At 37.6% G+C, this 20,216-nt stretch carries 15 protein-coding genes and 1 pseudogene; 10 read left to right on the top strand and 6 right to left on the bottom strand.

Annotated features, from left to right (window positions below):
- Nucleotides 1-32: 32 nt before the first annotated feature.
- Nucleotides 33-650, bottom strand: coding sequence for a glutathione S-transferase (locus tag H4J76_RS11510; RefSeq protein ID WP_182230634.1), 618 nt, complete (start codon nt 648-650; stop codon nt 33-35).
- Between the two features lie 188 nt (nt 651-838).
- Here H4J76_RS11510 and H4J76_RS11505 point away from each other — a divergent pair, with 188 nt between their 5' ends.
- From H4J76_RS11505 to H4J76_RS11495, 3 genes are all read left to right on the top strand, one after another.
- Nucleotides 839-1,951, top strand: a complete 1,113-nt coding sequence (locus tag H4J76_RS11505; RefSeq protein WP_182230633.1) for an FAD-dependent oxidoreductase — start codon at nt 839-841, stop codon at nt 1,949-1,951.
- A 12-nt stretch (nt 1,952-1,963) separates the two neighbouring features.
- A complete protein-coding gene (locus H4J76_RS11500) occupies nt 1,964-2,215 on the top strand; it encodes a glutathione S-transferase N-terminal domain-containing protein (protein ID WP_182218245.1) in 252 nt (83 codons plus the stop codon).
- 94 nt (nt 2,216-2,309) lie between these two features.
- Nucleotides 2,310-2,852, top strand: coding sequence for a TetR/AcrR family transcriptional regulator (locus tag H4J76_RS11495; protein WP_182230632.1), 543 nt, complete (start codon nt 2,310-2,312; stop codon nt 2,850-2,852).
- A 187-nt stretch (nt 2,853-3,039) separates the two neighbouring features.
- On the opposite strand, the gene H4J76_RS11490 is transcribed toward H4J76_RS11495, so the two are convergent.
- The 3 genes from H4J76_RS11490 to H4J76_RS11480 are packed head-to-tail and all read right to left on the bottom strand — an operon-like array spanning nt 3,040 to nt 5,595.
- Entirely contained in the window at nt 3,040-4,029 is a 990-nt protein-coding gene (locus H4J76_RS11490; protein ID WP_182230631.1) for a tetratricopeptide repeat protein, read from the bottom strand.
- Nucleotide 4,030: 1 nt separating this feature from the next.
- Nucleotides 4,031-4,738, bottom strand: coding sequence for a phage tail protein (locus tag H4J76_RS11485; protein ID WP_220466023.1), 708 nt, complete (start codon nt 4,736-4,738; stop codon nt 4,031-4,033).
- A 29-nt stretch (nt 4,739-4,767) separates the two neighbouring features.
- Complete coding sequence (locus H4J76_RS11480; RefSeq protein WP_182230630.1) at nt 4,768-5,595, bottom strand: PEP-CTERM sorting domain-containing protein; 828 nt, start codon at nt 5,593-5,595, stop codon at nt 4,768-4,770.
- A 399-nt stretch (nt 5,596-5,994) separates the two neighbouring features.
- Between H4J76_RS11480 and H4J76_RS11475 the strand changes: the two genes are divergently transcribed.
- The 5 genes from H4J76_RS11475 to nhaD all read left to right on the top strand — a co-directional run bounded on the left by H4J76_RS11475 (nt 5,995) and on the right by nhaD (nt 14,966).
- Nucleotides 5,995-6,846, top strand: a complete 852-nt coding sequence (locus tag H4J76_RS11475) for a DUF6279 family lipoprotein (protein ID WP_182230629.1) — start codon at nt 5,995-5,997, stop codon at nt 6,844-6,846.
- Between the two features lie 244 nt (nt 6,847-7,090).
- Entirely contained in the window at nt 7,091-8,503 is a 1,413-nt protein-coding gene (locus tag H4J76_RS11470) for an efflux RND transporter periplasmic adaptor subunit (RefSeq protein WP_182222379.1), read from the top strand.
- Nucleotides 8,504-8,512: 9 nt separating this feature from the next.
- Complete coding sequence (locus H4J76_RS11465) at nt 8,513-11,650, top strand: efflux RND transporter permease subunit (protein WP_182230628.1); 3,138 nt, start codon at nt 8,513-8,515, stop codon at nt 11,648-11,650.
- A 307-nt stretch (nt 11,651-11,957) separates the two neighbouring features.
- A complete protein-coding gene (locus tag H4J76_RS11460; RefSeq protein ID WP_182230627.1) occupies nt 11,958-12,758 on the top strand; it encodes a hypothetical protein in 801 nt (266 codons plus the stop codon).
- 786 nt (nt 12,759-13,544) lie between these two features.
- Nucleotides 13,545-14,966, top strand: coding sequence for a sodium:proton antiporter NhaD (gene nhaD / locus H4J76_RS11455; RefSeq protein WP_310733699.1), 1,422 nt, complete (start codon nt 13,545-13,547; stop codon nt 14,964-14,966).
- Nucleotides 14,967-15,034: 68 nt separating this feature from the next.
- Here nhaD and speB read toward each other — a convergent pair whose 3' ends face one another.
- The gene (speB, locus tag H4J76_RS11450; protein WP_259377140.1) at nt 15,035-15,976 is read right to left on the bottom strand and encodes an agmatinase; all 942 of its coding nucleotides are present in this window, start codon (nt 15,974-15,976) and stop codon (nt 15,035-15,037) included.
- Between the two features lie 213 nt (nt 15,977-16,189).
- On the opposite strand from speB, the gene H4J76_RS11445 reads away from it, so the two are divergent.
- The gene (locus H4J76_RS11445) at nt 16,190-17,152 is read left to right on the top strand and encodes an adenosylmethionine decarboxylase (protein ID WP_182230625.1); all 963 of its coding nucleotides are present in this window, start codon (nt 16,190-16,192) and stop codon (nt 17,150-17,152) included.
- Nucleotides 17,142-17,999 (top strand): polyamine aminopropyltransferase, encoded by an 858-nt coding sequence (gene speE, locus H4J76_RS11440; protein ID WP_182230624.1) that lies wholly within the window; start codon nt 17,142-17,144, stop codon nt 17,997-17,999. Before H4J76_RS11445 ends, speE begins: the two co-directional genes overlap by 11 nt.
- Before the next feature lie 847 nt (nt 18,000-18,846).
- On the opposite strand, the pseudogene H4J76_RS11435 reads toward speE, so the two are convergent.
- A pseudogene (locus tag H4J76_RS11435) lies at nt 18,847-20,169 on the bottom strand (IS4 family transposase).
- Nucleotides 20,170-20,216: the final 47 nt, after the last annotated feature.

Raw genomic sequence — 20,216 nt, 5'->3', positions numbered from 1 at the left:
AACCTTCATGTAAAATGACTAACAGTCATTTTTTATTTAACGCTTGGACGTTCAGCAACCTTAGCACGCCAATTGAGTAAATGTGTGTATTCGTCGGGTACGGCTATTTTTGCAAAGTCAGCAAAACCAAGACCGGCAAACAGGGTAATATCAGCGACAGTAAAAGCTTCACCTGCGACATAAGTCTGGTTGCTTAAAACAGTGTTAAAGTATTTAAAACCAGCAAGTGCTTTCTCGCCTTGTTTCTTACCCCATTCTTTATTTTGATATGTTTCAAGTTCAGGTCCTAGGCCGTCGGTAGCATGATGAAAATAAGTAGCGACAGCATCAAGTACCATTAATTCAGCTCTTCGTTGCATCATGCTAATAACGGCACGCGATTTTGCCGTTGACCCTGTTAACGATATCCCCTCAAAAGTGTGGTCGATATATTCAATAATAGCAGAACATTCAGCGATGTAAGTTCCATCATCTAATGCCAATACGGGTACGCTGGCTAAGGGGTTCATAGCGATGAAAGCGTCACTTCGATGTTCTTTGTTCATCACATCAACAGCAATAAAAGTGACCTTGTCAGAGGCGTTTTTCTCTGCTAACGCCATGCGGACACGCAATGGGTTAGGAAAACCTTCCATATCATATATTTTCATTTTATATTTCCAATTAATTTGGTTATCGTTGTTTACTTGACTACCTACTGGTAGGTAGTCTGCGTATTTTTAATTATATTGTCAAATTTTATTTAAAACTCAAGTCTTCTAAAAAATTAAAGTTGCTTTTACAGGTCGAGCTAGTTAATATTTATCTATCAGTAGATAGTTTTTTTTAAAGTTTACATATGAATAATAAACGTGTGATTATTGTCGGTGGGGGATTAGCGGGTTTATATACCGCTTATCAACTAGAACAGTTGAATATTCCTTATCTTCTTTTTGAAGCAAAAGATGTTTTTGGTGGCCGTATATATAGCGAGCAACCGAAAGTGTATGATGAAAATGAACCATTACATGATTTAGGTCCGACGTGGATATTTCCGCATCATCACCAGATGAAAGCACTAGTGGCTGACTTGCAAACACATTTATTTGACCAACATATTGAAGGTGCGGTTGTTTATCATGCGGATCAGCATACTCAGCCGCAAATTATTGAAAATGGTCAAGGGCCACTTTTACATCGTTTAGCTGGCGGATTATACAAGCTCATTTTAGCTTTACAGGCTAAGCTATCTAAAGATAACTATCAGCTTAGTTGTCAAGTCGAGCAATTAACAAAAGTGCACGATAGCTGGCAAGTGACAGTAAAAAATACTAAAGATGACTCGACATCTATTTTTGAAACCGACCATTTAGTTTTAGCTTTACCGCCGCGGATCATTAATGAATTTTTAACACCCGTTCATTGGGCAAGCAAAGCTTTAACCGCAGCCCTTGTCGCTGTGCCGACTTGGATGGCAAGCCAAGCTAAGTTTATTGCAACTTATGAAGAGGCTTTTTGGCGAACGAAAGGCTTAGCAGGGCAAGCCTTTAGCCGTGTTGGACCTATGATAGAAATTCATGATGCCTCGGCACAAGTACAGCAAGATTTCGCTTTATTTGGTTTTATTGGGCTTTCGTCACAAGCGATAGAAGGTTTATCTGTAGAACGGGTTAAAGCTTTGTGCATTAATCAACTGAGCTTATTATTTGGTGATGAGGCCCAGCAATACTCACAGTGTTATTTAAAAAGCTGGGGTAATGATCATTATGTTGCCGTTGAAAAAGACAGAGTGGAGCCACCAAATCATCCTTATTTTAATATGAAGGGGTTTGCTGGCGAATTATCCTCATTAAATTTATATTTAGCCGGTAGCGAATTTGCTCAGCAAGAAGCCGGTTACCTTGAAGGCGCATTATTTGCCGCAAATACAACCATTAGGTCATTAAAAAAAGAATTTAATGACCTTAACTAGAGAGAAAATATAATGAGTAAAAGTTCTTATGCTTTATATCACAAGGTTCATTGTCCATATTGCCGACAAGTCATTGCCGCAATGAAAACTAGCAATGTTACGCTTGAATTACGTGACACAGAGAAAAATTTAGCCTTTAATAAAGAGTTAATCGAACAAGGGGGAAAGAAACAGGTACCTTGTTTAAAAATTACAGAAAATGGTCAAGAATCTTGGCTGTATGAATCTGGAGATATTATTAACTATTTGAATAAAATAGCCTAGTCATTGATAATGGATGAAATTATTAAATTTATTAAATTTATTAAATTTATTTAATAATTTCATCATTTACTTCACCTTCAAATAGCATTTATTTATGAATAAAAAATCTCAAATACTCAAATTAGCTGAAAATAAAGTAAGATCTGGTGGCTATGGTAATTTTAGCTTTAGGGAACTGGCTGATGAAATTGGCATTAAAAGCTCAAGTGTTCATTACTATTTTCGTACAAAAGCTGATTTAGGTGCCGCACTAGCACACCAGTACGTAGATGATTTTTTAGCGTTATTAGATGCTGAAAAAGCAAAATTAAAGGGCCGTAGTGCGATTAATCTCTATATTAATGCTTTTAAAACGGCATTAGAAAAAGACAATCAAATGTGTTTATGTGGCTTGTTAGGCGCACAGTCAGATGCACTGCCAGAGCAAGTCAACATAGAAATAAAACGCTTTTTTGAATTAAACATCGCATGGTTACAACAAGTCTATATTGAAGAAAAAGGTTTAGCAGTAGACATTGCCAAAACTAAAGCTATTCAGTTATTAGCTACTTTAGAAGGGATGATGATTTTAGCAAAAGTGTTAGACGATACAACGGCTTTTGACAGCCTTAATGATTATATCAATGAGGACATTTAATCGAGTCTATTGATGATAGTGTTACTTGCCAATCATCATATTTAGCTGATCATTTCTTTACTTTAAAGTGCAGAAAAATAGTGAGGCTAGGTAGTAGAGCATAGTTAAGGAGGTTCTTAAAAATATAAAAAATGCCATTAAATATAGAGGCATTTTTACAACACTCTTTTTATCGAGGTAACAACGGCTAAGGGACTGCCAAATGATTAACACTCTTTTCATCTAAACTTTCTTGCCACGTTTCTGGCATTTTCTCCATAATTCGCACTAATAATTGCTTAGCCACTGCCTTATCTTCTAATTGCTCTGATGAGTGTGACAATATTGTTGCCCATAAATAGCTTTTTGCTAAAAGCTTATCTTTATTGATTTGTGCTTTGTTAAAGACTTGCCAATACAATAAAGCGGTTGGCATATAAGCTTTTTTGTATTTTCCTAATGCCGCGATTTCATACCAGTGCAAAGCCTCTTTCTCGTCAACATTCATGCCAATTCCTTTATCATAAAATTGTGCTAACAGATAAGCTGAACTGGGCGATTTTTCACTCGCAACATGCTGTAGCCAGTTAAAAGCTTGTTGATAATCTTGCGGGAAATATTGACCATAAAAATACCACTGAGCAAGCTTGTTTTGTGCACTAATCGAGCCTTGCTGACCGGCCTCAAGGCAAAGCCGTTGCCCAGCCATTAAATCAACTTTAACACCATCACCGGAAAGTAATAATTCGCCAGCCTGGCATGCTCCTGACGGTATTCCTTGTTCAAACGCTTTTATAAACCAATGGTAAGCCAATTTTTTGTTTTGCTTAACTCCTTGTCCTTCAAAAAAGCATTGCCCCAATGATTGCATAGCGCCTGGCATATTATTTTTTGCTGCTTTTTGATACCATTGACAGGCGGTTGAACGGTTGGGGGTGATCCCCCAGCCTAGATCGTAAAATAACGCGACAGTAAATTGCGCAAGACCATTTTCTAAATTGGCTTGTTCTTTAAAGGCTATTAATGCGGCTTTATATTGCTGCTTTGCCAGTAATGCTTGGGCATTACTTAATGGGCCTGCCCAATCATCAATGTTTTTCGCAAAAACAGGTGGTTTGAAGAGTATTAGTAGAATAAAAAAAACAAGGCCGGTAGTTAATCGACCTTGAATTATTTGACCTTTAGATGATTTAGTCATATTAATTACGCGACGGGAAAACACCTTGTAAGGCAATTAACCAAGTGAGCGAAAGGTAAGGGCCGCGAATATTAAAGTCTTGACTACTCCCATTATTATTAACCACGGTATCAGATGTTGAACTTACCTCAACACCTAAACTTAGTGCAATCGCATCAGCTCTCATATCGACATTAGGAGCACCATTACTATATATATTTTCCCTATTCGGACTATTTGATAAAGCCGCGTCCGTCGGTGAATTAGTTGTACTACTTGATGCTAATGCACGTAATGCTATTGTGGTAGCACTGGTATCGACAACATTGCTCGTTGTGGTTGTTGCGGTATGATTATGAGCCGGCATTTGTAAAATATTCAAGACATGAGTTTCTGACCCACCTCTTTGTCCTAAACGGTAATTACCAAGTCCGGGTCCTTGTCCCTGACCAATAGGTGAGCGCCCACGTAAATCGGGTAGTCCAAAAGTTGAACGACCATCGCCACCATAAGTAGTACCAAGAAGAGCAAATAACGCATTATTACTTGAAATCGCTAGTAATTGCCCTTCAGCTTTTGCCCAACTTCGAATAGCAAAATTACCACCAAAAGCACACATCCCACCCAAATATGGTTGAGAAGAGCAGGCCAGTGCTTTCATCGGCATCGTGATAGCCGTGATACTAAATCCTAAAATGCAGCTTAATTTTATTACCTTTACAATATTCATTTCTATTATCCTTAATTTGTAAAAAACCATTAATTATTTATTTTGCGCTTTACTTGTAATAGTGCCATCGCCATAAAAAACAGTATAAATGTACTAGGCTCTGGCACTTGTGACGGTGGCTGTGTGTTGGTTAAATTTTCTGCACCAACAATACTAATAAAGGCACTGGTGCGTGCATTAAAAGTAGAGCTATTGTCGAAAGCTTTACCATCCATTTTTAATAATGCTGAGAAGTTATCTGAGGCACCTGCCGCCAACGTAATATCAAAAATAAAGGTGCCATTATCAGATAGTGCTGCCCCACTAGTCGGTAAATCTGTACCATTTTTTTTGTCAATATAAAAAGTATCTGAGGTTAAATCAGAGGCAAATAATTCACCGATTAAAGTATTTAAAAGGTTTATTTCAGCATCAATAAAAGCTTCAGGCCCGTCTGCATCAGCAAAGTTTAAAAATGCTAATTCAAAAAATATTTTATAAGTATCGGTAGCTGAACTATTGAATAAGGAAAACCTCATGTCAAAGATAAAATCAGGAACTTCACTTATTGCACCCGCAGTAGAAGAGCTTATAGCACTAACACCAACGCCATCTCCAAAATCAGTCAATGTCCCTGCTAAAGGGTTTGCACCTGTTGGCGTGAGATTAGCAATAGAGGTGAGTGTCGTGCCGCCACCAATAACAAGTGACATATCCGCACTTTGACTGGCGTTACCTGTGGGAGAAGCTGAATTAGTAGTATCGAGTTCAGCGTTACCGGTAATAGAGATATCTAGCGGAATTAACCCCGCAGTAACTGTTGGTGCAATTAAACTAAAAGCACATAGAATAGAACAAAACCTGAGAACTTTACGCATCCGTGTAATCCTTTTTAAAGTGGTTGATGAGTCATATGCAAGGTTTAAACCCTTTTACTAATTGATTATAAAAACAACAGTTTGTAATGTGTAGCAAAATGACAAAAAGATAAAATGTAAAAAATACTGACATATTTATTGTTTTAAAATCGTTCTATAAAAATATTAGCCAATAAAATAAGTATCTTCTGAACCTTATGTGAATTTCATACGTATTTAGTTTAATTTAATCAATGTTGTATGCTTACTTTTTACTGAATTAGAAAGTATCGCTTTATTTTATTGTTTGATCAGGTGTTTAGTCTAACAACTCAATATTGAATGGGCTAAAAACACTCAGGAATAACAGTAGTGAACATTAATAGTTTTTCAATTATAAATAAAAAATGGGATTTATGTATGCCACTAATAATTAAAAATGGTTTTTTGGTGATTTTTAGTTCATTTTTGCTATCAGCCTGTAGTTTTAGTTTTATTTATAACCACTTAGACTGGTGGAGCAATTGGTATCTTGATGATTACGTTACCTTAAGCCAAGAACAGCAAAAAACATTTGATACGACATTTAATGAGCTGCATACATGGCACCGACGAACACAACTCAGTGAATATAGTCGGCAACTTATCACGCTAAAAGACCAAGTAAATCGCGGTATTACCGTAGAAGAAGTCGACGATCAATTAGTCATCATCAAACAGCATTGGCTTGCAGTGCGAGAGCAAGCAAAACCGGCACTGATATCGTTAGTTCATACCCTGAGTAGTCGCCAAAGAAAACAAGTTGTCGATGAAATTGCCAATAATAATGAAGAACGTCTCGACGACTATGATGAGTTATCTCAAGAGCAATGGCTTAACGAAACATGTATAGAACGACAAGACCAGTTCAAAAAATGGTTGGGGAAGTTAACTGAAAGTCAAAAAATTGAAGTATGTCAACTGACCAAAAGTTTAGCACCGACATTTAATCATAGAATGGATTATCGAATAAAATGGCACTCAGGTTTAAAACAAGTATTAGCCATGGGATTAGATAGACAAGAATATGAAGTGATGTTTACTGAACTTATTTCTGAACCAGAGTCATTAAAGTCAGAGCAACACAAAACATTATCTAAAAATAATAGTGATACCTCTGTAAAAATATTTCATATTATGATGAACAGCTTAACAGATAAACAATTGAATCGATTTAATAATAAACTTGATGATTTAATTGAGGACTTAAAAGAACTGGCTATAAACACTTAGCACCAAATCTTATTTTAAAGCACTTATATAAGACAACTTTGCGTTGACGTTGTTATTTTCCCTCGTGTTTAATTTTAATTATCTCTTCTTGGTTGTACCCGCCTGAAAATAAAACTATTTTTTCACATGAAAAGTAAACTTAATCTTAGTTTTATCGTATAACATATATTAATTTATACATATCACCGGTAGTAAGTGCGATTAACGTGCAGACACCAGCAAAAATAATTTAAGAGAGTGCTAAATGAACGATATTAATTCACCACAAAAACCGGTGGAAGTGACCCAAAAACCTGTTGTTTGGGGAATACATTTGATTGTAACCATCGTGATTTTTGCTATTGCTTTTGCAATTATTGCAGCGATGTTTGCTAGTAAACCTACTCCACGTAAATGGGGAGGAGGACCGCCGGCTTCTGTTGGTGTTGAAACAGTACAACTAACGGCTACGGATTACCCTGTTTGGATTGAATCTTACGGCTCAGCTGAGCCTTTAACTAGAACGCAATTAGTTTCAGATGTCAGTGGGCGTGTTATTGAGGTCGCTAATAATATTCGTGCAGGAGCATCATTTAAAGCGGGTGATGTTTTACTGGCGATCGACCCTCGTGATTATCAGATAGAAGTTGATGTTGCAAAATCAACGGTCGCTAATGCTTGGGTAAAATACAAAGAAGAGTTGGCTCAAGCAGATGTCGCTGAGCGCGACTGGAATGTTAGACCCGGTAGTAAAGCGGGTCGCGATTTAGCACTTCGCATTCCACAAGTTGCGGCTGCACTCGCTTCTTATGACGCATCTAAAGCGCAATTGGCGAAAGCCAAACTCAACCTTGAGAGAACTCAAGTTAAAGCCCCCTTTGACGGAAAAATTTTGAAGCAAATGGTTGATTTAGGGCAAGTTGTTAATCCGTCTCAAACTATTGCTGAGATATATTCCACTGATTATATTGAAGTAAGATTACCGGTAAAAGCCCAAGACCTAGCGCACATCTACTTACCCGATGAATACAATGCACCAGGCAACGAGCCTACAGACAACAAGGAACATCAATCTGTTGTTCTTTTTGAAGGTGAGTTAGGTGGTAAAACTTATACATGGAAAGGTAAGTTAGTACGTAGTGAAGGAGCTTTTGATTCATCTACTCGTATGCTTTACGTTGTTGCCAAGCTCGATAATCCTTTTGTTAGCTCTCCACAACTCCCCGCATTACGTGTTGGGCAGTTTTTAAGAGCAAAGATTGAAGGCACACAATTGAAGAATGTCTATGCTATTCCAAGAAGAGCAGTAAGTCAGAATAATATGATTGCGGTTGCAGAAGATGGTTTATTGCAAAAACGTGCTATTGAACCTTTATGGACAGATGTTGAGTCTGTCGTTATTTCGGCTTCTTCACTTGCTGGCGATATTTATAATTATGCTGGCGCTATTGATTCTACCGATAAGCTTATTTTAACGCCAACGGCCAATTTAGCCGCGGGTACCCGAGTTAAATCATTGAATGACATTAATTCGACAACCAATGAAGAATTAGCTAAAAAGAAAATGACAACACCTGCAATGAATCAAGAGATACAAGATAGTGATAGTGAAAAGCAAGAAGGTTTACCGGCTTTAAAAAAATCCCCAAGTAATTCATCCACTTCGACTACGGACTAGGAACTCATTATGCATGGTTTAATCGCTTGGTTTGCTCGTAATGACGTCGCTGCTAATCTTCTTATGGTGGTCATCGTTGCCGTTGGACTTTATAGTTTGTCTAACAAAATCCCTGTAGATTTATTTCCTGAATTTGAAATAAATACTGTACAAGTTAGTGCTGTTTTACCTGGCGCTTCACCACAAGAGGTTGAAGAAGGTTTAACCATAAGAGTGGAGGAAGCGATTCAAGATATCGAAGGCATTCGTGAAATGACTTCGCGCTCTAATGAAGGCAGTTCAACCGTGACTGTTGAAGTAGAAGATGGTTTCGACGTTAGAGAAGTACTCGACGAAATGAAAGTTCGCGTAGATGCGATTAATAATTTTCCTGTTGAAGCTGAACGTCCTTTGGTGACAATGCCTAAGCGTATGCGTGACGCCATTGGTGTGGTGATGTATGGCGATTATGACAGCTTAACATTACGCCGCTTTGCTGAAGATGTTCGAGATGAAATAGCTTCGTTGCCTGGGGTTACTCAAGTCAGTGTTGATAACTCTCTGCGTTTTGAAATATCGATTGAAATACCTGAATGGTCATTAAGAAAATATGATATTACCTTAGAGCAGGTTGCCGACGCTTTACGACGTAACTCTACAGATGTATCCGCCGGTAATTTGAAAACTGAAGGCGGAGATATTTTTATCCGCAGTATTGGTCAAGCTTATAAAGCAAGTGACTTTAGCCAGCTACCGATATTAACTGATAAAGATGGTACATTAATCCGTTTAGGTGATATTGCTGTTTTACGTGATGAATTTGAAGAAACCCCCTTGAGAACAAGATTTAACGGTATACCCGCAATAGAGGTAGAGGTCTTTCGCGTTGGTGATCAAAGTATTATCGAAGTAACCGATGCCGTTAAAAATTATATCGCAGGTAAACAACAAGCATTACCGGTAGGGTTAACGATGACTTACTGGCGCGATCGCAGTAAGTCGATAAAAGCACGTTTAGCTACGCTTACTACAAGCGCTTGGCAAGGTGCGCTATTAGTTATTCTTCTCTTAGCTTTATTTTTACGACCCGCCGTTGCATTTTGGGTGTGTCTTGGCATTCCAATGTCATTTATGGGTGCATTTATATTGATGCCATTTTTTGGTATATCTTTGAATTTAATGAGCCTATTTGCTTTTATTTTGGTGCTAGGTATTGTTGTCGATGATGCGATTGTTACGGGGGAAAATGTTTACGAACATATGCAACGCGGTACTGATCCCCTTACCGCTGCCATTAGAGGTACTCAAGAAGTTGCCGTACCGGTTACCTTTGGTATTTTAACGACTGTTGCAGCCTTTATACCCCTGGCTTTACTTGAAGGACGAGGCAGTTGGTACCAGAGTATTCCTTACGTTATTGTGCCGGTTTTACTCTTTTCATTGATCGAGTCTAAATTGGTATTACCCGCGCATCTTAAACATATTAAACCGCGAACAGGCGCGCCATCGCGGCTAACACGTATTCAAATGGCAATATCTACCTCTTTAGAGACGTTTATTGCTAAATTTTATCAACCAACATTAGCATTAGCGCTGCGCTGGCGTTACGCGACGCTGGCAATTATGTTGTCGTCACTTTTTATAGTTATTGGTGCGCTTTCAAGCGGACAGACAAAATTTGTATTTTTCCCTCGTGTGCAAAGTGAAGTAGCAACAGCAACACTAACAATGCCAACAGGTACCGCTTTTGAAAGTACCGATCGTATTGTTCAACATATGACTACGCAAGCAAAGTTATTACAAGAGAAATATATTGATCCCGAATCTGGTGAGTCTATTATTAAGAATATTTATTCTATTAGTGGTGGACGTAATTCAAGTACGGGACGTGTTCGTGTCGAAACAATCCCTCCAGAAGACCGCAGCACAGATATTGGCACGCAACAGATAGTTGCAGAATGGCGTAAAATGGTTGGACAAGTCGCTGGCGCTGAGCAATTAAATTATCGAGCTGAGATTGGTTGGAATAGACCCGCTATTAATATCGAATTGCGTGGCAAGAATGCTAATGATTTAGCTGAGCTAGGCGATAAATTCAAAAGTAAATTAACGCAGTACTCAGCAGTTTCAGATGTTGAAGACTCAATGTCTGATGGCAAAGAAGAACTACAATTAAAACTTAAGCCCGAAGCAACGTTACTTGGACTTAATTTAAATATGGTTGCAAGACAAGTTCGTCAAGCAGTCTACGGTTTTGAAGTTCAGCGTATTCAACGTGGGCGCGAAGAAGTGCGAGTTATGGTGCGCTATCCTATTGCTGCTCGACAGTCGATTGAGACGTTAGAGCAGATGATGATAAGAGTCGAAGCCGGTCAAGAAGTTCCGCTATGGCAGATTGCTGATATCGTGCCTGGATTAAGTCCTTCGAGTATTTTACGTATTGATCGACAGCGAACACTTTCTATTACGGCTGACTTTAACAAAGAACAAGGTAATTTGTCTGCGGTGCAGGAAGAGTTAGAAGAGTTTTTACAACAATCGATAAGTACGTATCCAGGCATGAATTATGAAATGGCTGGTGAAGCTAGAGATCAAAAAGAGTCTTCCCAAGAGCTGAAATTTGGTATGTTTGGCTTGTTATTAGTGATTTATATCCTGCTTGCTATTCCGTTTAAAAGTTATTCTCAGCCTTTAGTGGTGATGATGGTTATTCCTTTTGGCATTGTCGGTGCGGTAATAGGTCACTGGATAATGGGCATGGATTTAACCTTACTGAGTCTGATGGGGGTCTTAGCGTTATCGGGGGTGGTGGTTAACGATTCACTGGTCCTGGTCGACTATATTAACAAAAAGCGTGCTGAGGGAAGTGCTGTTTTTGAAGCTGTTTATGCCGCTGGTGGTCGTCGCTTTAGACCGGTTTTATTGACATCATTAACAACGTTTGCTGGTTTAATGCCACTTTTATTTGAAAAGAGTACTCAGGCACAGTTCTTAATTCCGATGGCAGTGAGTCTTGGCTTTGGTATTTTATTTGCGACAATCATTACATTGTTTTTAGTGCCGATAAATTATTTGATTATGGAAGATATCAAACGCTATTTCGATCGTTATAAAAATGACATGCGTTGGTTAGTACGTAAAGGCGTTAGTAAAGGAAAATCGTCATAACGTCAGCCGTTAAACGCTCAACTATGTTGTTGCGATTACACTAAAAAATTGCCAACCTTTTATTAGGTTGGCAATTTTTTTATTGATAATAAAAATTTAATCGCACTATTATCTGCAGTACTGATTTCTTTAAATTTTATTAAAATATGCTTAGCACAGTAAACTGTTTACTTAAAATAACGCTTTGGCTACAATATTTCATCAAGGTTAGCGCTGATACTGATATTTATTCAAATATTCCTTGACCAATCCCCCCCCTCAACCCACTCTTTGCCCACGAATTTATTCAAATGTAGAGATTTAATTAGTGAGCCAAGAACTAATGTACGACAAAAATAGCATTATCATTATTATTACCCTTTTTATTTTGATGTTAATTATTAACCAAATAGGCTACAGCTTCGGTTTACGTAATAAAGACGCAGAAAACACCGAGATGAAAAGTCAATCGACGGCTATTCAAGCCGGTATTCTGGGTTTATTGGCTTTGTTGCTGGGTTTCACGTTTAATATGTCGCTGCAACGGTACGATGGACGAAGTAGCGCGGTTATTGAAGAAGCGGGTGCTATTTCAAGAGTAGCCATGCAAGCAAAACTATTGAGTGGTAAAGTAAAAGATGACGTTTTTGATGAATTAGAGTCTTATCTAGCACTACGTATTTCACTGAGCCAAATAGATTTGAGCAATGCAGAGCAACGTATGGCTGTAAACAAAAAGGTCAGTAAATCACAAGCGAAACTGATTGAATTAGCACAACAAGAATTGGAAAGTCCAAGATCACTGTTAATTGCAAATGGCTTTTATCAGTCATTGTCTAGCATGATTCAAATTGAAAACAAACGATCGGCTATGCTTAGACTCCATGTGCCCGAACCAGTATTGTTTTTGTTGTTTAGTGTTTTTGTTACTGTTGGCGGCATGCTTGGTTACAATAGCGGGTTAGGGAAAAAGCGTCCCGCATTTCCCACGATATTATTATTCACCTTAATCATCTTGGTGGTCTTTATTATCATTGATTTAGACAGACCTAAGCGCGGTATTATCCAAGTAAACCAAGATAGCCTGCATGATGCGGTTATGACCCTTCAAGATTATAAAACTGAATAATGTTAACGTTTATTTAAGCTAGGGATAATAAAATTTAATAGCTATTTTTGGTCATTTAATAATGAATAGCTATTAGATATTCCCCTTTAAAAGGACAAAGCACCTAAGGTTTCGGCTACAATCTCACCTTATATGCGGTCGAAAATATAGATACTAGTCCTATCGATACCAGCCTACCTAGCTAAGCGCTTTATAGGGACAATAAAGACTATAAAAGTCGACAACGACCAAGCTCTTAAAGTTTTGTTATTTAAAAACATCGTCTTGCAAACTTCCTCCTGATTTTTATCAATATATTCCCCGATCATTTGTCGCACTTTCTAAGACGCATTAACACCATCTAATGCAGCCAGTTTTTCAAAGTTAGCCTTTTTATGATCAATGAATACCGTAAGTCTGACTGTTGTTTTTACCACCTTTAATGTTTGTATAGCGACATGTTATTTTCATTATCATTTAATTAGAATTGTATTGTCTTTTAATTGGAATATAATTGTCGTTTTGTTGGCTGTCGTGTGAAATATTAACCGATAAATTACGCTTATATATTGATGATATTTACCCATATTTATTTTATGTAAGCAAGACATGCAGATAAAACCCCAACATACTTATATTATGGCTGTTTTTAATTTTCAGCCTTTAAAAGCGTTAGCCACAGGCTTTTTTTGATGGTGACCGTTGCCTTGTATTATCTTTGCCTACTCTGTCAAAGAAATATCTAATGCAGCGCTGCTCGCTGAGATAAAACGTTTTTTGACAAATTTTAAATTAACTCAGAGAAATATCGTGAAAAAATTAATAACGACTGTATTGCTGCTCCTCTTTGCAACACCTGCTTTTGCCGCTGGAGCCGGTGAAATTGATCTCACTAACACTATTGCAGGATTTACTGCATTAACGATTTTTATTATCGCTTACCTACTGGTTATTAGTGAAGAGTTTCTTCATCTGAGAAAGTCAAAACCGGTATTGGTCGCGGCTGGTGTCATTTGGCTGATTATTGGTTGGATTTACACCCAACACGGCATTCCTAAAGCGGCAGAAGAAGCTTTTAATCATAATTTATTAGAATATGCTCAGTTATTATTATTTTTATTAGTCGCGATGACTTATATAAATGCGATGGAAGAGCGAGGGGTGTTCGATAGCTTACGGGTTTGGATGATTTCTAAAGGGTTAAGTTTACGCAGTTTGTTTTGGGTAACAGGCATGATGGCATTCGCTATTTCTTCATTTGCTAATAATCTAACGACGGCAATGTTGATGTGTGCCATTGTCCTTAAAGTGGCTCCTAAGGACCTTAAGTTTATTAACATTGCCTGTATCAATATAGTGGTAGCCTCTAATGCTGGCGGGGTGTTTAGTCCATTTGGGGATATAACCACTTTAATGATATGGCAGGCAGGCTTAGTTAAGTTTGAGCAATTTTTCGTACTATTTATACCTTCCCTGGTCAACTTTTTAGTCCCTGCTATTATTATGAGCTTTTTTATCTCTAATGAAAGATCAACACCTATAACCGATGAAGACTTCATGCTAAAACGTGGCGCGAAGCGAATTATTTTCTTATTTATACTCACCATAGCTACGTCAGTTGCCACCCATAGTGTTGTTAACATGCCACCCGTGTTAGGAATGATGATGGGCTTAGGTTACCTCAAGTTTTTAGGGTTTTATTTAAGAAGAAGCCTTCCTCGTTCATTAGATAAAAAACGTACCTTAGCAACCATCCGTCATGATGAAAAAGCCCTGAAAAGATTAGGTAATATCGTTCCTTTTGATATTTTTGAAAAAATAGCACGCGCAGAGTGGGATACCTTACTGTTTTTTTATGGGGTTGTTATGTGTGTTGGTGGCCTCGGTTTTATGGGCTATTTAAGTTTAGTCTCAGACTTATTATATACCAACTGGGATCCGACCTATGCCAATATTGCTGTCGGCGTACTTTCAGCCATTATTGATAATATCCCTGTTGTTTTTGCTGTCTTAAGTATGAACCCCGTGATGGATTTACAGCAATGGTTATTAGTTACAATGACCGCTGGGGTAGGGGGAAGTTTACTGTCGGTTGGCTCTGCGGCGGGTGTTGCTTTAATGGGGCAAACGAAAGGCAAATACTCATTTGTTGGCCACCTTAAATGGAGTTGGGCTATCGCTTTAGGCTATAGCGCCAGTATCTATGTTCATTTTTTGATTAATGGCTAAGTAATCTGGAACACCTTTAATGTAACTGCGTTATATTAAAGGTGTTCTCTTAGGGTATTGATCGGCTATTAGGCTGTGCTTGGCCCTGCTAAACAAAGTAATAATTCCCGCACGACTTTCGCCGCAAAAACATCACTATTTCCTGTACTGTCAATTTTAGGCGCTAACTCGACTACATCGCAGCCAACAAAATATTTAGATCGTAAAATTTTGCATAAGCTAATCAGTGAATGAAAATCTTCTCCGCCTGGTTCAGGTGTTCCGGTACCTGGAAAAAAGCTTGGATCAAAATAATCTAAATCTAAGGTTAAATAAATAGGTGTATCTTGTGCAATAGCGTCAACACTAGCAAGAAATTCAGCTCTGCTTTTTTTGAGTGTTTGATGTGCTTTCATCCATTGATATTCTTCACGAGTACCTGAGCGAATACCGTATTGTATTAGCTTATTATCTTTACCAAAATGATCGGTAATACGCCGGATAATAGCAGCATGGGAATAATGATATCCTAAGTAACCATCGCGTAAATCAGCATGTGCGTCGAGATGCAATATGACTAAGTCAGGGTATTCGCTCAAATACTTCTTTATTGGAGCGTAAGAAATAGAATGTTCGCCGCCTAAGGTTACAATGCGAATATTATTTTCTTTTAAAGCAACATTTTCAAATAAGGTGTTAAAAGCATCATTAGCATTACTATAGGCGTTTTCTATATCAGCTTGGCAACTTTGTTCATTAATAGATAAATCAATCGGTAAATTACCTAGATCAACAAATGAAATATCTTCAAGGTCTGCGTCTAAATACGGAGAATACGATTCAATACCATCAGAAACGGCTCGAAGTGCGTTAGGCCCAGCTTTAGTGCCTTTTCTAAAGCATGCGGTACCATCAAACTCAAAGCCGATGATGTGGCTGGTATTTTGAAAAATACCTCGCTTATCTTTAGCTCCTTCAAAAGGTGTTGGCGGGGATATTAAACCCACATTAATTTCTTTAACCATATTCATCGAGTCGTGATACCTAACGGCAATATTTTCTTAATTATCCAAAATAAAGGCTAAATGTATAGTTTTATTTATAAAATATAGTGTTGTGAATAAAAGTAGGGCTATTGGATGGCAAGCTTGTTGTTTATTTTTTAGATGTTAGCTACATTATTTTATTGATAAAAATGAAATAATTTGTAAAATGACGCACTATTTTTTTAATGAGGAGTTGTTATGTTTTTTGAGGGATCAGAAAAAAAAGCTGAAATCTTAATCGATGGTAAGCAGCTTTCTTTACTTAACGATATTGACGACGAATTTTGGTCAGCATTAGTTAATCGTAGTCAAGCTCAAATACTATCTTCGATTGAAAATGAGTATTGCAAAGCTTTTTTACTGTCCGAGTCGAGTTTATTTGTCTGGTCAGATAGAATATTAATATTAACTTGTGGTGAAACGCAGTTAGTTAAAGCGGTAGAGTTTTTTATTCAAAAATTTGGCACAAAAGTGATTAAACAGCTCACTTATCAGCGTAAGAACGAATATTTTTCAAACGCCCAGCCTAGCTGCTTTGGTGATGATATCAAATTAATTAATCAATATTTACCGGGTAAGGCTTATCGTTTTGGTGAAATGGACAGTCACCACAACTACGTTTTTCATTTAGATAACGACTTTACTGCTGATACTGATGACATTACCTACGAGTTACTCGCCTATCAAATAAGTGAGCAGGCTTCGAAACATTTAACACAAGCTAATTTGACAGCTGAAGAAATTCGTCAGTTTTTGTGTATTGATAGTATTCTACCTGGCTTTATTATTGATGACTTTGTCTTTTCTCCTTACGGTTATTCACTTAATGCGATTAACGAACAGCAATATTTAACCATTCATGTGACGCCTCAAATGGACAGTAGTTATATTAGCTTTGAATCGAATATAGATTTACTTTTGCTTGCGCCAAAACTTTTAGAGATACTGGCACCAAAATCTTTTGATTTAATGAGCTTTAATGAACAAGCTTTTGAGCAAAAATTAAGGGTGTTAATTCCAACACAATATGTGAGTAAATCACGTGTTTGTAAAAAGCTTGATAATGGCTATTTAGTAAACTTTGCCAACTATATTCTGCCACAGACAGTCTTTGCTGAGCCAATTATGATTGATATTTCAGGAGAAAACCATGCACTCTAATTTATGGGTAGAAGAAAAGTTTGAAGACTTTTTGGGGATTAAATTTAAAGTAGAAAAAGTACTTTTCTCTGGGAAAAGTGAATTTCAAACCGTAGATGTTGTTGAAACTAAAGGTCATGGTAAAATGTTACTAAATGACGGTTTGATTATGGTTACTGAGCGAGACGAATTTGCTTATCACGATATGATAAGCCATGTGCCCTTGTTTGTGCATCCTAACCCTAAAAATGTTTTAGTGATTGGTGGTGGTGATGGTGGAACGGCAAGAGAAGTCATTCGTCATCTATCAGTAAAAAAATGTACTATGGTTGAAATCGACGAGATGGTTGTTGACGCCTGTAAAAAGCATATTCCACAAACCGCTTCAGCACTCGATGATGAACGCATAGATCTTATTATCGGTGATGGTGTGCAATTTGTTAAAGAAACCACTGAGAAGTTTGACGTTATTATTGTCGACAGCACTGATCCGATTGGACCTGCTCAACCTTTATTTGGCGAAGCATTTTATAAAGATGTTTTTAACTGTTTAGCCGATGACGGTATTGTTGTTGCCCAGGGAGAGTCTTCTTGGTATGCCATGGATATTCAACAATCGCTATTGAAAGTATTAAACAATGTCTTTCCTAAAACTTATTTGTATAGTTTTAGTAATTTAACTTATCCAGGCGGCTTATGGAGTTTTACTTTTGCGTCTAAGCAATACCATCCTATTAATGATTTTAACGCTGAACGGGTTGAAAAGTCAGCCTTAAGTTTTGATTATTATAATGCTCCGCTACACTCTGCTGCCTTCGCCTTACCTAGCTTTGTCAAAAAAGGTTTGCTGGGTTTAATTGATAATTAAGTCATTTTAAACGGCCAATGATTTTTAGACGTTTGTGTTGTAACTGTGTAAGTAAAAATCACCAGACAAGCTATAGCTAAGTAACTCGCTTATTTTGCTATAGCTTATGATTACTCCCCAAGTGATCCCCTAATGCTCTTTTGGTTATATTTATACTTGTACAAAGGATATTGTTCACTTTTTACAGTGACTCATTAAACTAATGACAACGATTCTTTTTACTGATGCTTAACAGGGTATGATCTTCAGCTTGAAATCTTGCGTGCAACTCTCGTCTAGCTTTATCAAATAATTTACGGTTAGCATTTTTGCAGAAAGTTAATCTATTGATAAATATAGAGTTTACATCTTCGCACCATAGGTGTGTGTCGATGAATCTGTCATGTTTTTATTGCTGTTTTTAGTCTTTGGATAAATATTAATGAGGCTATATACGTTTACGCGCGTAGGGTAAGCTAATGAAATATTATGCTATTGCATCGAAACACATTATTTACTGTCGGCGTTAGATTAGTTTTTATACTAAGAGTTTATTTATTGTTGTTAATAATACTTTAGATGGGGGGAATAGAGCTAGTTATGAATCAACAAATCTAGATACACAACACTCTAGAATAATGCCAGTATGGTTTGAACAGATCTACTATTAGAGGAGTAGATCTGGAATCATATACATTAATAGAATGTACGAGCCTGATTAAATCTAAGCTGTAGTACTATTTGGGTTTTTCAATAATACTGGTGATACACGTTATGGTCGCGGTATTTATTGACTTTTATAGTCACTTCAGCATATAGAATTTAGCGCTTCGTTTGAAAATAAAAAGGGACTGTTAAGTAATGCCGTTCACTTAAGGTGAACGGCATTTTTACTTTTAACAGGGTACCTATTCTTTGAACATTTCAACATTCTCGGATATTGCCGTTCTCGCCTACCGGGTAAAACGAATTGCTTAGCCGACTTTGTAATATTCATTGTGTATTTGGGAATGTTACCTGGCGTGCAGAATGACAACTGGGTTAATTCGTAAATAATATGCATTGAAGCGCCATTAAAACTCAGTTGATTGGGGTGGACACCGTCTAGCGATTTAGCCATTAATACCATTTGATAACGGATTAAATTATAAGCCAATAATATCCCCCACAGCTCTTGCCTAATAAGCTCTGGTTGATTACTTCGTAATGTGAATCGATTGTCCAATAGCGACTGTTTCATTTCCCTAAATCCCAACTCAATTTCCCATCGGTGGGCATATAAATCAACAATGTCAGCGGGTGGAAAGCGCATAGGATCTGTCATTGAAGTGAGTATTTGAAGGTCTTTTCCTTTCACTTTTTTGGTGATGAGCCGTGCTTGCATCGTTTTAGGTAATTCTGGAAACTTTTTTCGTGACTGAGGCGTTGTGGTTAATTGGATTAATTTATCTTGTCTTCCAATACTATTGATAACTTCATATTGTGTGTTTTTTTTGAGTGGCATTAACCAATGCCTTGTGTTGCCTGTACTTTGCCAGCGATGTAACAAGCCTAATGAATAAAATCCACGGTCGAACAGCGTTAAACTATTATCAGGTGTTTTATCAATTAACCCTAACGCAAGATTCATCTCGTTAACTTCAACACTATCAAAGACACTGTTAGTCAATAAATGGCTCGTTAACTCCATCTGACACACCATACGTACTTGAGGGTAACTGGCTTTGCCATGTTGCGTCCCTGTTTTGGCAAACTCTTCATTATTTTCATCGGTATCGGGCACTCGCTACACAACACCATCGACACCTAAAAGGTTTAAACCACACCACTGACCATGATTAGCATCATGGTTCCATTGTTGTTGCGTTTGTTGAAAGACTGTTTCTATAACTTTGCTACCGAGTTTTTTTCTCGCTTGCGTGACCGCACTAGATGCAACATAGGGGATACCGCTGGGTAAAATAATATCCAACTGATTAAGCATTTGACGCATTGGGAACTTGCGAAACAATGCCATGCCAATGACAGCCCACACCATATTTTCCATAGGCAGCTTACGCTTTCGAATGGTAGATATTCCGTGTTCTTTTAGTCCCGCACTAATAATTTCTGGAGACAAAATTTCTGCTAAGTTTTGGAACTCGGTGACGTTATTTGAATTAACTAAAGAAAGCGCGGTAGAAAGTTGCATAAAAAAAATCCAGTGATATCAATCACTGGATTTTGATCTCATTAGCA

It is taken from the genome of Colwellia sp. BRX9-1 (assembly GCF_014077195.1).
Lineage (GTDB): Bacteria > Pseudomonadota > Gammaproteobacteria > Enterobacterales > Alteromonadaceae > Colwellia_A.
This window is presented reverse-complemented; position numbering and strand designations above follow the sequence as displayed.

Bases quoted from the DNA above. Each gene is read 5' to 3' on its own strand.
- H4J76_RS11485 (WP_220466023.1), bottom strand. From the start codon at position 4,738: ATGAATATTGTAAAGGTAATAAAATTAAGCTGCATTTTAGGATTTAGT.
- speE (WP_182230624.1), top strand. From the start codon at position 17,142: ATGCACTCTAATTTATGGGTAGAAGAAAAGTTTGAAGACTTTTTGGGG.
- H4J76_RS11505 (WP_182230633.1), top strand. From the start codon at position 839: ATGAATAATAAACGTGTGATTATTGTCGGTGGGGGATTAGCGGGTTTA.
- H4J76_RS11475 (WP_182230629.1), top strand. From the start codon at position 5,995: ATGCCACTAATAATTAAAAATGGTTTTTTGGTGATTTTTAGTTCATTT.
- H4J76_RS11470 (WP_182222379.1), top strand. From the start codon at position 7,091: ATGAACGATATTAATTCACCACAAAAACCGGTGGAAGTGACCCAAAAA.
- H4J76_RS11445 (WP_182230625.1), top strand. From the start codon at position 16,190: ATGTTTTTTGAGGGATCAGAAAAAAAAGCTGAAATCTTAATCGATGGT.
- speB (WP_259377140.1), bottom strand. From the start codon at position 15,976: ATGAATATGGTTAAAGAAATTAATGTGGGTTTAATATCCCCGCCAACA.
- H4J76_RS11480 (WP_182230630.1), bottom strand. From the start codon at position 5,595: ATGCGTAAAGTTCTCAGGTTTTGTTCTATTCTATGTGCTTTTAGTTTA.
- H4J76_RS11495 (WP_182230632.1), top strand. From the start codon at position 2,310: ATGAATAAAAAATCTCAAATACTCAAATTAGCTGAAAATAAAGTAAGA.
- H4J76_RS11490 (WP_182230631.1), bottom strand. From the start codon at position 4,029: ATGACTAAATCATCTAAAGGTCAAATAATTCAAGGTCGATTAACTACC.
- H4J76_RS11465 (WP_182230628.1), top strand. From the start codon at position 8,513: ATGCATGGTTTAATCGCTTGGTTTGCTCGTAATGACGTCGCTGCTAAT.
- H4J76_RS11510 (WP_182230634.1), bottom strand. From the start codon at position 650: ATGAAAATATATGATATGGAAGGTTTTCCTAACCCATTGCGTGTCCGC.
- H4J76_RS11500 (WP_182218245.1), top strand. From the start codon at position 1,964: ATGAGTAAAAGTTCTTATGCTTTATATCACAAGGTTCATTGTCCATAT.